We start from the raw sequence: 12,221 nt of genomic DNA, 5'->3' as shown, positions 1-12,221 counted from the left end.
TGTTTAGATATTTACATCGCGATGACAATCTTTGGAATAGATATAACTCAAAGGTTGTTGGCCTACCGCATAACAAGCTTGCAATGCATAAGCACCCATAAAGATATAATCATCCTTTTTTACAGGAATCCATTGATTATCAAGTAGGTACATTCCTTCACCGCTAAGTAGATAGGCGCCATGTTCTTGTACATGAGTCTCAATATAGCCATGGCTGGCACCGGGTAAAAAAGTCAGAATGTGAAAGTTCATATCAAAACCGAGCTCTTTAGGTAGTAGGTCTTGAATAAATACGTTATTCATATTTTCATAATTAACCCGTTCTAATTGCTCAACATGATTGACAATAATTCGTGTTTGGTAACCTAAAATAGGATTGTAGCGACGCTTATATAAAAATAAGCGTGATGAAGAAACTAAATTTTGTAAGTAAAGTTTAACGCCAGCAGGGCAATAGATATATCCGCCAGCATGGAGATCATATGATTGTTCATTTGCTTTAACCTTGACTTCACCTTCAATCACATAAGCAAATACCTCAATACCATCATCACCAAATCCTTGTAAGTTATGACCACCTTGATACATGGTAACCAGATAATCAACAAACGAAGCGCCTAATTTAGGGGTAGCTAAGATAGTTATGTCACAATTTTCAAAACCAGGAATAATATTTTTAACTAAACCATCTGGAGGAATTAAAGCGAAGTTTTGACGTTTGATAACTGCGCGTGATGCTAATAGGTCTTTTGGGTAACCGGTATTATTATTGATATATCCCATAATGATCTCCTTGGAACATATAATGTTCGGTCTGCTATGGTTTTTAGGTGCAACGAGCGTGAACCTAAAAGCATAACTTGGTGTACTAATTTTTAATTGGTCGACCATTTACTCGGGCTATAGATCGATAAATAGTCGACATTTTGCGCAATCAGTAAGTTATATGTTTACGCAAATTAATTAAAAAGAATAACGCCGTTGCAATGATTAATATTGCTATAGCAACGTAAAAACCAGTAATTTTGGTACCGGTTATATCCGCTAGTAAGCCTGTCAACGGTGGTGCAATAACGGATGAACTCATACCAAAAAAGTTAAATACACCAAATGCGGTGCCATAACTGTTTTTTGGGGCAATGTCAGCAACATGAGAAATTAAAATCGGTTCAACTACAAATTTGCCAAACAATCCATATAAGATTAAGCCGATTAGCAACAATGTGATGGTAGCTGATTCGACCGCCATTAACAGTGTTACCGCTGAAAGCAGCTCTAATACAATAATAAACATCAGTCGTTTAGATCTAAACTTATCAGAAATTTTGCTGATAACTAATGCACCAGGAATAGCAGCAAAGGCAACCAACGAGGATGCTGAACCAACACTACCGCCAGAAAAACCCCGTTCAGTTTCAAGAAAGTTGGGTAACCAACTTACTACCATGTAATAGCCATAACAAGTGGCAAAATACATGATATAACAAGCAACCATTGGGCTTGTAAAAAAGCTGTGTTTCTGTTTTGTTGCTGTTTCGGTTACGGTTTTATGTTTTTGCTGTTTGTTGTGTGCGATAACAGTTTTAATCGATGGCTCTTTAATAATTATGGCAAATCCAGCTATTAAAGCGAGAGTTAATGCTGCAATAATGAAGAGCATATATTGCCATGGCATATCTAATGATTTAACTAAAAAGCTGGTGGATAGTAAACAAATCCCCATACCTAATGCTGCACCAGTATTGATAATTGCCGAGGCAAAGCTACGATGTTCAGCAGGAATATTTTCTGCTGATAGTGACCATGCAGAACCATAATAAGAACCACAACCTAAACCAGCAAGTAAGCTACCGATATAAATCATCATCATCGAATGAGCATTACCAATTATTACCGCTGCAATAGTGAACAAAATAAAGCCTGGAATAACCACGGCTTTTTTACCATATTTATCGACTAAGATCCCTGCTGGAATTTGCATCAAGGTATAAGAAAAAAAGTAGCAACTAGCAATTAATCCTAGTTCAGTGTTTGATTGTGGGCCTACAGTTTGTTGAATTTCCGGAAAAAGCGCCGCTAAAACAGGGCGATATATCCACATTACTAACCAACCAAGGAATAATAAAGCAACGATTTTATGCCAGTACTGAATGCCACCTTTTGTTTCTACTGTTGTCATTTTACTTCCTTATTATTCCTGATAAGCCAATTGGTAAAGCGCATAGGTTAATGCTTTTATGCCTTCGACTAAGTCTTCAGTTTTAGTATCTTCTGCTGGATTGTGGCTTATACCTTTGATACTTGGAACAAATAACATGGCGGTAGGTACTCGTGGTGCAAAAATCTGTGAGTCGTGACCAGCACCGCTGTGCATAACACGATAGCTAAGGTTTTCTTGTTGACAGATATCTTTCAACATTTTGATTAATTGATCATCCATTGGGATTGGCACTTCATCCATCCAACGATTTATTTCGATCTCAAGACCGAGTTGTTTAGCGATACCGAGCATATCGGCTTCCAATTCTTCAGTGAATTTTTTAAGTTCAGCTTGATCAGTATGACGACAGTCTATCGTAAACATCACTTCACCAGGCACCACATTAACTACATTGGGTTTTGGATCAACATGACCAAAGGTTAATACTAATGGATCGCCTATCTTGATCGCTTTATTGATAGATTCGTGGCAAATTCGGCTAAAGGCATAGATAGCATCTTTACGGTAACTCATTGGTGTGGTGCCTGCATGATTGGCTTCACCAACTAGGCGAACATTATAACGGCGTTGGCCTACGATGCTGGTAACAACACCAATGCTTTTTTGTTCTCTTTCAAGCACACCACCTTGTTCGATATGAAGTTCTAAAAAGGCTTTGATATCAGTTCGTGCTTTTTGGCTGTTAAATTTAAAACCACAGCTGCTCATAGCATCAACAAACTTGATTCCATTATTATCTTGAATTGTGGCTATATCGTCATTGTTCGCTATGGCAAAGACGTTTTTACTTCCCCAAAAGACATAAGGAAAACGGCTACCTTCTTCTTCGGCCATTGAGATAAGTTCTAAACTGCGTAATGGTTGGCCATAGTTTTCTTTTAAATATTTCATGGCAAGCATAGCTGCAATAATGCCTAATTGTCCGTCAAGTTTTCCGCCATTTACGACCGTATCAACATGGGAACCAGACATAATCACCTGTTCTTTATATTTGCTACCTTCAAATCGGCCATATAAGTTTCCTACATCATCAAAATAGGTATCCATGCCGATTTGCGTAAGTTTTTCTTTAAGCGCATTTTGGGCAGCCAGCCACTCAGTAGTATAAAGTAATCGTGTTGTGCCACCTTGTTCTAAACCACCAAAACTGGATATCCATTTAACTGCATCAGCAACATCATCATATAAAATATTCATTAATATTTACCTATTTTTTAAAACTCGCCATCCATTATTAACATCAATCATGATTAATATTAACTACACATATCGTATTGTTTCGATATTCAGGATCATTTTAAACGTTTTTTTATATTTGTTTACCATACTATTAATAGCAAATAATAATGTGATCAAACTAGCTTTTTTATGTTTGTGAAATTTAATTAAATTAATTAGTTACTATTATAAAAAATTTTTTAACAATCTTTTATAATACTGATTTTAAATAATATTATATTTTTGTTATTGTAATTGTTTTGTGATGTATAAACTGCTTATTACTGATTTTTTCCGTAATATATAAATACAATCTAATTGTTAAATTTTTATAATGAGCTTAATGAGGTTCAAAATTAACAGCATTTATCATATTTGAGAGGCCTGTTCTCATGATTCAATCTTTTATAAAAAAGGGAAGCTTTCAAGATTCCGTCAGTTTGATGTTGATATCAAAAAAACTCAGTAATCTTGATGAGGTTGATGAAGTATCTGTCATGATGGGTACTCCTGCCAATAAGTCTTTATTAACCGCAACTGGTTTTTGGAGTGATAATTTTAATGATGCTACACCAAATGATATTTGTGTGGCGATTAAAACCAACGATGATTCTACAGATGTTGTCGAGTTAATCAGTCAACAACTTGAAGATGCTTTAAAAAATATTGCTCAAGCTCAGCAAGGTGGCGCAAAGCTGCTCAAAGCCAGACGCCTAGCCAGTGCGACCAAAAAATTATCTGATGCCAATTTGGTTTTAATTTCGATAGCGGGTGAATATGCTGCTGAGTTAGCCGATCGCGCTTTAGATGATAATAAAAACGTTATGATCTTTTCTGATAATGTATCAATTGAAGATGAAATCCGTTTGAAAACAAAAGCAGCTGAAAAAGATTTAATTGTCATGGGCCCAGATTGTGGGACTGCATTTATTGCTGGTGCTCCATTGGCGTTTTCCAATGTTATTCCAAAAGGAAACATTGGGGTAATCGGTGCATCTGGCACCGGTATTCAAGAGGTGGTTTCGCAAATCGCTTTATTAAATCAGGGAATTACCCAAGCTATTGGTCTTGGAGGACGTGATTTATCTTTAGAAGTTGGGGGAATTAGTGCACTCACAGCCTTAAAAATGTTAGCGGCTGATTCCGAAACTCAAGTTATTACCTTTATCTCGAAACCTCCTGCGGAAAGTGTCAGGGAAAAAGTTATTTCGGCTATGAAGTTAATTGATAAACCTGTAGTAGCATTATTTTTGGGCTCTAAAATTGATAAACCTAAAGATGATAATATCTATTTTGCCAGAACATTAGATGAAGCTGCTCGATTAGCCTGTTTATTAAGCCCAGTCGAAGCAATAGCAAGTAATTTACCTAATTTAGCTAACAAAACTATTACAGGATTGTATACTGGCGGAACGTTAGCCTCAGAAGCGGCAATGCTGTTGGCAGAGGAACTGAATCTAACAACAAGTCATCATCATGATAAAGGGGTTATGTTAGAGCAAAATGGCCATAAAATTATCGATTTAGGTGATGATTTCTATACAGTAGGTAAACCTCATCCGATGATCGATCCTTCAATCCGCGAAGATGAAATCGCTCAACTCGGCAATAAACCTGATGTTGGTGTATTACTTATTGATTTAGTAATCGGTTATGGTGCAAATGCTGATCCTGCCGAATCAGTAATTTCTGGTTATCAAAAAGCTTGCTCTAAACGTGACGATAATCATCCATTAATTGCTATCGCAACTGTGACCGGCTCTGAACAAGATCCTCAGTGCCGTAGTAAGCAAATTGAAGCATTAAAATCAGCAAATATTGTTGTGATGAATAATTTACCCGAAGCTATCTTGCTAGCTAAAAAACTCATTACAACAAATAAATCTGCCAATTTAGTTAAACCTTATCCTTTATTAAGTCATATTAGTGTTATTAATGCTGGTTTAAGAGGTTTTGCTGAAGATCTTCAGGCATCGAATATTCCTGTTGTGCATTATCAATGGGCGCCAATAGCCGGCGGCAATAAAAGATTAGCGGCTATTTTGCAAAAATTAAATTAAGAGGTTTTGATATGTTAAGTACCGCAATAAATGAAGCAAACCAAAAAATTATTGAACGAATTAAAGCGGCTAGACCACATTGGGTAGGTGTTATTGCTGCTAAAGAAGCCGTACCAACATTGGCGCAAGGTAAAAAATTATTACATGCTGGTCCTCCAATTGTTTGGCATGATATGACTGGACCAATGCAAGGTGCCTGTATTGGTGCATGCTTGTTTGAAGGTTGGGCACAAGATGAAAAGCAAGCTTTGCATCTGTTAGAGTCTGGACAAGTAGAATTTATTCCATGTCACTCAGTCAATGCCGTTGGTCCAATGGGGGGGATAACCTCAGCCAATATGCCAATGATTGTTGTTGAAAATGTTACTCATGGTAATCGAGCTTACTGCAATTTAAATGAGGGCATTGGTAAAGTAATGCGTTTTGGTGCTTATGGACAAGAAGTTTTAGACCGTCATCGTTGGATGAAAGAGTCATTAGGGCCTGCATTAAATGAAGCATTAAAACTATTTGATAATGGTATCGATTTAACGGCTCTTATGGCGCAAGCCATAACCATGGGTGATGAATTCCATCAACGTAATATTGCTGCTTCAGCATTGTTGTTACGAACGCTTTCACCAAAATTAATTTTACTTGACCGTAGTAAAGCAGAAATGGAAAAAATCTTCAGCTTTTTAAGTGTGACAGATCAGTTCTTTTTAAATGTTGCTATGGCATTTTGTAAATCCATTATGGATAGTGCAGCGCAAATCAAAGAAGGTACCATTGTTACTGCAATGACTCGTAATGGCAAAGAGTTTGGAATTAAAGTCAGTGGACTTGGCGATCAGTGGTTTACTGCACCCGTTAATACCCCTCAAGGTCTTTTCTTTACTGGGTATTCCCAACAAGATGCTAACCCAGATATTGGTGATAGTGCTATCACTGAAACCTTTGGTATTGGTGGCGCAGCCATGGTTGCAGCACCAGGCGTAACTCGTTTTGTTGGTGCAGGTGGCACAGATGTTGCTTATGAAGTATCAGAAGAGATGAGTGAAATTTATTTAGAACATAATATGCTATTCCAAATTCCAACTTGGAATTTCCAAGGCTGTTGTTTAGGTTTAGATCTTCGCTTAGTGGTCGAAACCGGTATTACACCATTAATTAATACTGGTATAGCTCATAAACAAGCAGGTGTGGGCCAAATTGGTGCAGGAACGGTAAGAGCTCCATTAGCATGTTTTGAAAAAGCACTCGAAGCATTAGCTAAAAAATTAGAAGTGTAGATTATGAAATTGATATATGCAGATGATGAATGCTTAAATAAACCGATTAACCGATCTAAGTTAAGTACCCATACAATTGATTATTGTCAACAGTATGGTCTATTTATAGCTCAATCATCGCATATCATCAAACCACTACTAATTAGTGCTGATATTCCGATAAAAGAGGGCGAATTATCGCTATTTAGTTGTTATCAACATACCATTAATTTAATCACGGCTAATCAGCTATTAATTACATTACATCGCTATAACAGTGGTTTATCACCAATGGGTGTAGTGTTTAAATCGTCTGATTTTGATTTCCTTATGTCGCTTTTATTGGATAATAAGATATCGCTTTATCAATTGTCGACAGGTGATTTACAAATCGGCACGTTTCTCATTTCATTTGATACACATTTTTGCCAACTTCATTCAAAAAAGTATTCACTAAATAACATGAGTAAATTGCAAGTTGCTAATCAGTTAAAGCAAATTCACAATCCTACGGGATTATTTGGCCAATTAAGCAATAATGTAAATGGTCATTATCCACAGCAATTAAATCAGTTATGCAATATTATGATGAATTTAATGAATGGCAATGTTGATGATATCTCGCCGTTTATTGGTTTAGGTCCCGGTTTAACACCAAGCTTTGATGACATTATTGTTGGTATTTTAGCTGTCACCTCAAGTGATCCTTGTTTTGTAGATCGAATGCAACGATTTAAAACAGCCTTTGCAAAGTTATCATTAGATTTATTAACTACAACAGTTAGTGTTGCCTTCTTAAATTATGCATTACAAGGCAAATTTTCGTTACTGGTATTACAAGTCATTAACTCATTTGTAAAAGGTCACTATCATCATTCATCGATAAAAAACTTAATGAATTATGGCCACACCTCTGGATCAGATCTTTTACTTGGTATATGGTTAGGTATTGATCGTTTTGTTTTAAGGGATTAAATCATGTTAGATACAGAAACCATGCGAACCTTTATCAAAGTAGTAGAAAGTAATAGCTTTTCAAAAGCCGCAAAACTACTTTACAAAACACCTGCCGCAATTAGTTATCGCATTAAATCATTGGAAGCCGATCTCAATACCCAACTTTTTGAACGAACCACTCGAACCGTGACACTTACATTAGCAGGGCAACACCTTTATGAACAGTGTAGCCAATGGTTGCTTTGGTTATCGACTATGCCCGATGAGCTTCAACAAATCCGTGATGGTGTTGAACGTAAAATTAACATTACTATCAATAATTTATTGTATGATGTTGAAGCTGTTGCCGATTTATTGGCTTTTCTGAAAGAAAAATTTCCTTTTACCCATTTTAATGTGAATCGACAAGTGTATATGGGGGTATGGGACTCGTTATTGCATGGTGAATGCCATTTAGCCATCGGTGCAACAGGTACTGAATCGCTTGATACTATGATAAATATACTTCCGCTTGGTGAAGTTAGTTGGGTATTCGTTGCGGCAAAACATCATCCTATTTCTCAAATTGAGGGGGCGTTATCGAATGAAACATTACGCAAATACCCAGCAATTAATGTTGAAGATACATCTGTTCATATGAATAAACGAGTGGCATGGTTATTACCGAGTCAATCAGAGATTATTGTTCCCAATATTTCAACTAAGTTGGCTTGCCACTTAAGGGGACTCGGGATCGGTTTCTTGCCAAAATCAATCTGTCAATCTTATTTGGATTCAGGTGAATTGATTGCTTGCCGAGTTATTAATGAACGTAAACCATCGCCATTGTCCTTAGCATGGAAAAAAACGCATATGGGTAAAGTGATGAATGAAATTGTAAATCTATTTAGATTTCATCATCCCCTTGCCAATAATTTTTTAAAAAATATAGATAAAAGAAGATGAATTACCAATTAGTGTGATCATTAACTAATTAACTCGATATTAATAAAGGAAAAAATAATGTTAGATCTAAATAAATATGATCAAATTAATCCGCCTTCACGGCTATTAATGGGTCCCGGTCCAATTAATGCAGATCCTCGTGTAACTAGAGCGATGGCTGCCCCTTTAATTGGTCAATTTGACCCGATTATGACTGATTATATGAATCAAACCATGTCACTTTATCGGGATATTTTCAAAACCAAAAATGAACAAACTTTTGTTATCGATGGAACAGCAAGGGCAGGTATTGAAGCAGTATTAGTATCAACGATTAAACCAGGTGATAAAGTCTTAATACCCGTGTTTGGTCGCTTTGGTTTATTACTATGTGAAATTGCTCATCGTTGTCGTGCTGATGTTCATACTATTGAAGTGCCATGGGGCGAAGTTTTTGATCCTAATGTTATCGAAGATGCGATTAAAAAAGTTAAACCAAAATTACTGCTTTGTGTTCAGGGTGATACTTCAACAACATTGTTACAACCATTAGATAATATTGGTGAAATTTGCCGTCGACATGGCGTATTATCTTATGTTGATGCTACAGCTTCAATTGTTGGTAACCCGCTTGAAGTTGATAAATGGCAACTTGATGGTGTTTCAGTCAGTTTACAAAAATGTTTAAGTGGGCCTCCAGGTGTTGCTCCTCTCACATTAAGTCCGAAAATGGTCGAAATCATCCAAGCACGTAAATGTGTTGAATTAGGTATAAGATCTGATAATGACACCAGTGGCAATGATGAGATGATCTATTCTAACTATTTCGATATCGATATGATTATTCGTTATTGGGGATCTGAGCGTATTAATCATCACACCGAAGCCACATCAATGCTTTATGCAGCACGAGAATGTGCTCGAATCGTGTTACAAGAAGGTTTAGATAATGTTATTGAGCGTCACCGTATCAATGGTGCAGCGATGGTTGCAGGTTTACAAGCAATGGGGCTGAGCTTATTCGGTGATTTATCTCATAAGATGAATAATGTTGTTGGTGTTTTACGACCTGATCATATTAATGATCTTGAAGTTCGCAATTTAATGCTCAATGATTTTGGTATTGAAATTGGCGCCTCTTTTGGGCCACTTAAAGGTAATGTATGGCGTATCGGTACTATGGGATACAATGCAAGAAAATCTTGTGTAATGCAAACCCTTACTGCGTTTGAAGCAGTATTAAATCGTGTTGGCTTTAAAACAACCCAAGGAGCAGGTTTAGAAGCCGCTTGGAATGTCTACAATAAATAAGTAGTAGATATTTGATAATTATAAAAAATTCACTTAAGTGAAATAAATTATATCCTTTGGATATTGAGCGTTTGATTTAAATTAATAAATAGTAATCTATTGATTAAATGATAAAAATCAACAATAGATTACTATTGCTACAAATATTAACTTTTGTTTCAAGTTAATCAAGATAACACTATTTAAACAAAAGGAAATTTAATGAATCAGTTACACAATAAAATTCCTAACTCTGGATATAAACAAAAAAAATGGAAAGGGCGATATACAATACTATTACTTTTATGGTCAGGTTGGTTACTCTCATTTCTTGACCGAATGGTAATGAATGTATCGCTACCCTTTATAGGTCAAGATCTCGGTATCGACAAAACAGTACAAGGTTCGATTATCAGTGCTTTCTTTGTTGGTTATGCGTTATTTCAAATTCCAGGGGGATATTTATCAGATAAATTTGGTCCTCGTAAAGTGATGGCTTTTGCTATTGTATGGTGGTCAATATTTACTCTGTTTACTGGATTAATTTATGTATTACCTCTGATGTTATTGACTCGATTTTTATTTGGTGCCGGTGAAGGATGTTTCCCTGCATCATCTTGGAAAACAATTGCAACTTATTTTCCTGCTAAAGAACGAGGCAGAGCAACAGCAATTCAATCATCAGTTAATACTTTAGGGCCAGCAATTTCAGTTATTGTTGCTGTCGCTATAATTGAATGGTTGGGTTGGCGTGATGTATTTATTATATTAAGTATTCCTGGATTCATATTAGGTGTACTTATTTATAAATTTATTCGCAACAATCCGACAGAAAATAGTTTGCTTGATGCTAACGAATTGCAAGAGTTGGAAGTTAGCAATAGCCAAGATAACAATAATTCAGTAGTAGATAACAGCTCATCTTCGTTAATAAACGTATTGAAGATGCCAATACTATGGAAGTTATCGCTTATCTGGTTTTTGTTTGATATCACATTTTGGGGCTTCACAACTTGGTTACCAAGTTATTTACTCGAAGCAAGAGGATTATCCCTTTCAAAAACCGGGATTTTAGCGGCAATTCCTTTCCTATTTGGTGCATTAGGCACATTAGTAGGTGGATATTTTGCTGATAAATTTGAACATAAATTAAAATATGTTTATGGTTTAACTGCTTTTATATCTGGCATATTTCTCTTCTTTATGTTTCAGGTTGATAATCTACAAGCGGCTATTATTTTCCAATGTCTATCAGCACTATTTATGTTTATTGCTTTTGCGATCTTCTGGGGAATGTTAATGCATATGATCCCTCCGGTGATTATGGGTAAAGCTTCAAGCATTGTTAATTTTGGTGGTCAAGTTGCAGGGGTATTATCTCCATTTATCATTGGATTCTTAATCGATAACGCTAACGGTGGTTATAATCATGCTTTTATATTTATGGTAATAGCGCTAATTAGCTCGGCAATTTTGACTTTTTTCATCAAAAAAATGAATATTTAAGCATAGAAATAGATTTTCGATCTAACAAATCATAAAAATACTCAAACTAAGTTTGAGTATTTTTTTACATTGAGAAAATAGTTTATTCTAAAAAAATTTGAGGAACGGGGTTTTTAAACCCTAAATCTAGCCACAATTTCACTGAAATTGGCTTTAAAACTAAAATCAGTTCGCTCTAAATATAAAAGTTTATTTCTAGACAATCAGATTGGAGTGCTTCATTTAGCGACATTAGCAATGTGCTGACAACTGAGAGAGGTTAGCATGGCAAACAGGGATGTTTGGCAAGGCTGTGTTTTGTCAGGAACAAATACAGCCGGTGCGTTAAAAGCGAACGAAGACGGAAGGCAGTCACATCGTGACCACTTGCGTGGTCGCCGCGGGAGTTGATAAAGAGGGTTCGCGCAAACCCTCTTTACTCGGACGTAAACGCCATATAGAACTAATCACCAAACAACAAAACGTCCGAAACTCAAAGAACTAAAAAAGTTGAGGAACGGGGTTTTTTAAAGCCTAAATCTAGCCACAATTTTACTGAAATTGGCTTTAAAACTAAAATCAGTTCGCTCTAAATATAAAAGTTTATTTCTAGACAATCAGTTTGGAGTGCTTCATTTAGCGACATGAGCAATGTGCTGACAACTGAGAGAGGTTAGCATGGCAAACAGGGATGTTTGGCAAGGCTGTGTTTTGTCAGGAAGAAATCACAGCCGGTGCGTTAACAGCAAACGAAGGCGGAAGGCAGTCACGCAGTGACCATTTGCGTAGTCGCCGCGAGAGTTGGTAAAGAGGGTT

The 12,221-nt window shown here is 36.3% G+C and carries 10 protein-coding genes; 7 read left to right on the top strand and 3 right to left on the bottom strand.

Annotated features, from left to right (window positions below):
* Nucleotides 1–3: 3 nt before the first annotated feature.
* From allE to allC, 3 genes are all read right to left on the bottom strand, one after another.
* Nucleotides 4–783 carry a (S)-ureidoglycine aminohydrolase gene (gene allE / locus H3T54_RS06440; protein WP_198199665.1) on the bottom strand — a complete coding sequence of 260 codons (780 nt, stop codon included), beginning with the start codon at nt 781–783 and terminating at the stop codon, nt 4–6.
* A 151-nt stretch (nt 784–934) separates the two neighbouring features.
* Nucleotides 935–2,179 carry an MFS transporter gene (locus H3T54_RS06435; protein WP_198221556.1) on the bottom strand — a complete coding sequence of 415 codons (1,245 nt, stop codon included), beginning with the start codon at nt 2,177–2,179 and terminating at the stop codon, nt 935–937.
* Between the two features lie 12 nt (nt 2,180–2,191).
* Complete coding sequence (gene allC / locus H3T54_RS06430; RefSeq protein WP_198221554.1) at nt 2,192–3,418, bottom strand: allantoate deiminase; 1,227 nt, start codon at nt 3,416–3,418, stop codon at nt 2,192–2,194.
* 413 nt (nt 3,419–3,831) lie between these two features.
* Between allC and fdrA the strand changes: the two genes are divergently transcribed.
* From fdrA to H3T54_RS11965, 7 genes are all read left to right on the top strand, one after another.
* Nucleotides 3,832–5,499 carry an acyl-CoA synthetase FdrA gene (fdrA, locus tag H3T54_RS06425; RefSeq protein WP_198221552.1) on the top strand — a complete coding sequence of 556 codons (1,668 nt, stop codon included), beginning with the start codon at nt 3,832–3,834 and terminating at the stop codon, nt 5,497–5,499.
* Between the two features lie 11 nt (nt 5,500–5,510).
* Nucleotides 5,511–6,770, top strand: coding sequence for a DUF1116 domain-containing protein (locus tag H3T54_RS06420; RefSeq protein WP_198221550.1), 1,260 nt, complete (start codon nt 5,511–5,513; stop codon nt 6,768–6,770).
* A gap of 3 nt (nt 6,771–6,773) precedes the next feature.
* Nucleotides 6,774–7,724, top strand: a complete 951-nt coding sequence (locus H3T54_RS06415) for a DUF2877 domain-containing protein (RefSeq protein ID WP_198221548.1) — start codon at nt 6,774–6,776, stop codon at nt 7,722–7,724.
* A gap of 3 nt (nt 7,725–7,727) precedes the next feature.
* A complete protein-coding gene (gene allS, locus H3T54_RS06410; protein ID WP_086363308.1) occupies nt 7,728–8,651 on the top strand; it encodes an HTH-type transcriptional activator AllS in 924 nt (307 codons plus the stop codon).
* A gap of 57 nt (nt 8,652–8,708) precedes the next feature.
* Entirely contained in the window at nt 8,709–9,941 is a 1,233-nt protein-coding gene (locus H3T54_RS06405; protein ID WP_198221546.1) for an alanine--glyoxylate aminotransferase family protein, read from the top strand.
* 201 nt (nt 9,942–10,142) lie between these two features.
* A complete protein-coding gene (locus H3T54_RS06400; protein WP_198199673.1) occupies nt 10,143–11,426 on the top strand; it encodes an MFS transporter in 1,284 nt (427 codons plus the stop codon).
* 264 nt (nt 11,427–11,690) lie between these two features.
* Entirely contained in the window at nt 11,691–11,816 is a 126-nt protein-coding gene (locus tag H3T54_RS11965; protein WP_255520625.1) for a hypothetical protein, read from the top strand.
* The last annotated feature ends 405 nt before the right edge of the window (nt 11,817–12,221 follow it).

Origin of the sequence: Gilliamella sp. B14384G10 (genome assembly GCF_016101685.1) — a bacterium.
GTDB classification, from domain to species: Bacteria; Pseudomonadota; Gammaproteobacteria; order Enterobacterales; family Orbaceae; genus Gilliamella; species Gilliamella apis_A.
Note: the sequence above shows the minus strand (reverse complement) of the source record. Positions and strands in the feature narration are given on the sequence as shown.

What these genes read in the sequence shown, in the direction of transcription:
- allE (WP_198199665.1), bottom strand. Translation starts at nt 783, where the DNA reads ATGGGATATATCAATAATAATACCGGTTACCCAAAAGACCTATTAGCA.
- H3T54_RS06435 (WP_198221556.1), bottom strand. Translation starts at nt 2,179, where the DNA reads ATGACAACAGTAGAAACAAAAGGTGGCATTCAGTACTGGCATAAAATC.
- allC (WP_198221554.1), bottom strand. Translation starts at nt 3,418, where the DNA reads ATGAATATTTTATATGATGATGTTGCTGATGCAGTTAAATGGATATCC.
- fdrA (WP_198221552.1), top strand. Translation starts at nt 3,832, where the DNA reads ATGATTCAATCTTTTATAAAAAAGGGAAGCTTTCAAGATTCCGTCAGT.
- H3T54_RS06420 (WP_198221550.1), top strand. Translation starts at nt 5,511, where the DNA reads ATGTTAAGTACCGCAATAAATGAAGCAAACCAAAAAATTATTGAACGA.
- H3T54_RS06415 (WP_198221548.1), top strand. Translation starts at nt 6,774, where the DNA reads ATGAAATTGATATATGCAGATGATGAATGCTTAAATAAACCGATTAAC.
- allS (WP_086363308.1), top strand. Translation starts at nt 7,728, where the DNA reads ATGTTAGATACAGAAACCATGCGAACCTTTATCAAAGTAGTAGAAAGT.
- H3T54_RS06405 (WP_198221546.1), top strand. Translation starts at nt 8,709, where the DNA reads ATGTTAGATCTAAATAAATATGATCAAATTAATCCGCCTTCACGGCTA.
- H3T54_RS06400 (WP_198199673.1), top strand. Translation starts at nt 10,143, where the DNA reads ATGAATCAGTTACACAATAAAATTCCTAACTCTGGATATAAACAAAAA.
- H3T54_RS11965 (WP_255520625.1), top strand. Translation starts at nt 11,691, where the DNA reads ATGGCAAACAGGGATGTTTGGCAAGGCTGTGTTTTGTCAGGAACAAAT.